This window comes from Nocardia miyunensis NBRC 108239 (assembly GCF_001613065.1).
Taxonomy (GTDB): domain Bacteria; phylum Actinomycetota; class Actinomycetes; order Mycobacteriales; family Mycobacteriaceae; genus Nocardia; species Nocardia miyunensis.
On the sequence record NZ_BDBQ01000180.1, the window covers coordinates 1 to 2,231 of the forward strand.

Genomic DNA, 2,231 nt, shown 5'->3' on the forward strand with positions numbered 1-2,231 from the left:
TGTCGACGGAACGTGAAAACTGATCACTGCGCGGCAACTCAAAATGGACCATCTGGTCGGTGACCCTGGCTGTATCCGAGTCAGGGAGGACCGAAGGGATGCTTGCTGTGGAGGATTGGGCTGAGATTCGTCGTTTGCGCCGTTCGGAGGGTATGCCGATCCAGGCGATCGCGCGGGTGCTGGGCGTGTCCCGCAACACCGTGAAGCGGGCCCTGGCCTCGGACGGGCCGCCGAGGTATCAACGTCCAGCCAAGGGGTCGGTTGTGGACGCGGTCGAGCCGCAGATCCGGGAGTTGCTCAAGGCGTATCCGACGATGCCGTCCACGGTGATCGCCGAGCGGATCGGCTGGACTCGGTCGGTGCGGGTGCTTTCGGGCCGGGTCGCGGAGTTGCGGCCGGCGTATCTGCCGCCGGATCCCGCGTCGCGGACGACGTATGTGGCCGGAGAGATCGCGCAGTGTGATTTCTGGTTCCCGCCGATCGAGTTGCCGGTCGGGTTCGGGCAGGTCCGCGGCCCGAAACAGCTGCCGGTGTTGACGATGGTGCTGGGGTATTCGCGGTGGCTGACCGCGGTGCTGATCCCGTCGCGGCATGCGGAAGATCTGTTCGCGGGCTGGTGGGCTCATATTCACCGGTTGGGTTCGGTGCCAAGGGTTTTGGTGTGGGACGGCGAGGGAGCGATCGGCCGCTGGCGGGCCGGGCGCAGCGAGTTGACCGCCGAATGTCAAGCCTTCCGGGGAACGCTGGGCACGAAGGTGCTGGTCTGCAGACCTGCTGATCCAGAAGCCAAAGGCATGATCGAACGGGCTCATGATTATCTCGAGCGGTCATTCCTGCCTGGGCGATCATTCAGTGGCCCAACCGATTTCAATACACAGCTGGAGGATTGGCTGGAGTTGGTGAACGCCCGGCCGCGGCGGGTGTTGGGATGCGCGCCGACCGACCGGATCACCGCGGACCGCCAGGCGATGCTGGCGTTGCCGCCGGTCGCGCCGGAGACCGGGTGGCGGCGTTCGACGCGGCTGCCGCGTGATCATTACGTTCGCTTGGACTCCAACGACTATTCGGTGCACCCGAGCGTGATCGGGCGCCGGATCGAGATCCTGGCGGATCTGGAGCGGGTCCGGGTGTTTTCCGGTGGCCGGATCGTGGCCGATCACGAACGGATCTGGGCGTGGCATCAAACCCTGTCCGACCCCGATCACATCGAGGCGGCAAAGGTGTTGCGGCGCGGCCGGATCGGTGTCCTGCGCCCGGCCCCCGAACCCGAGGTCGAGCAGCGGTGTCTCACCGACTACGACACCGCGCTCGGGGTCGACCTCGAGGCAGAAGGCGGGGTGGCCTGATGCCCGGCCGAACCAGAACCGCCGCGAAAACATCCACCACCACAAGGGATTTCACCGCAGAACTCACGTTTCTGACCCGCGCGTTGAAAGCGCCCTCGCTGCGCGAGGCCGCGCAGCGGCTGCCCGAACGCGCCCGCGCCGAGAACTGGACACACGAGGAATTCCTGATCGCCTGCCTGCAACGCGAGGTCTCGGCTCGCGAGTCCCACGGCGGTGAGGGCCGTATCCGCTCCGCCCGCTTCCCTCACCGGAAATCCTTGGAGGAGTTCGACTTCGGGCATGCTCGTGGCCTCAAACGAGACGTGATCGCCCACCTGGGCACCCTGGATTTCGTCACCGCGAAGGAGAACGTGGTGTTCCTCGGGCCGCCCGGAACAGGCAAGACCCACCTGGCCATCGGGTTGGCGATCCGCGCATGTCAGGCCGGGCATCGGGTCGCGTTCGCCACCGCGTCGGAATGGGTCTCACGCCTCGCAGAAGCCCACCACGCAGGCCGGTTGCAGGCCGAGCTGATCAAGCTCGGCCGCTACCCGCTGCTGGTGGTCGACGAGGTCGGCTACATCCCGTTTGAGAACGAGGCCGCGAACCTGTTCTTCCAGCTCGTCTCGTCCCGCTACGAACGCGCCTCGCTGATCGTGACAAGCAACAAGGTCTTCGGCCGCTGGGGCGAGGTCTTCGGCGACGACGTCGTCGCCGCCGCGATGATCGACCGCCTCGTCCACCACGCCGAGGTCGTCGCCCTCAAAGGCGACAGCTACCGGCTCAAGAACCGCGACCTCGGCCGCGTCCCCGCCGGCACAACTGAAGAATGAAACCATCAACCCACCGGCCAGGTGATCAAAATTGAGGTTCCGTCAGATGGTCCAGATTGGCGTTCCGTTGACA

Annotated in this window: 2 protein-coding genes; both read left to right on the forward strand. The window is 65.8% G+C overall.

Features of this window, described 5'->3' with window-relative positions; all coding sequences use genetic code 11:
- The first annotated feature begins 98 nt into the window (after nt 1–98).
- Nucleotides 99–1,346, forward strand: a complete 1,248-nt coding sequence (istA, locus tag NM2_RS46840) for an IS21 family transposase (RefSeq protein WP_067684268.1) — start codon at nt 99–101, stop codon at nt 1,344–1,346.
- Nucleotides 1,346–2,158, forward strand: a complete 813-nt coding sequence (gene istB / locus NM2_RS46845; RefSeq protein WP_067684271.1) for an IS21-like element helper ATPase IstB — start codon at nt 1,346–1,348, stop codon at nt 2,156–2,158. Before istA ends, istB begins: the two co-directional genes overlap by 1 nt.
- Nucleotides 2,159–2,231 lie beyond the last annotated feature (73 nt).

Coding starts and splice junctions, on each gene's coding strand:
- istB (WP_067684271.1), top strand. CDS start 1,346: ATGCCCGGCCGAACCAGAACCGCCGCGAAAACATCCACCACCACAAGG.
- istA (WP_067684268.1), top strand. CDS start 99: ATGCTTGCTGTGGAGGATTGGGCTGAGATTCGTCGTTTGCGCCGTTCG.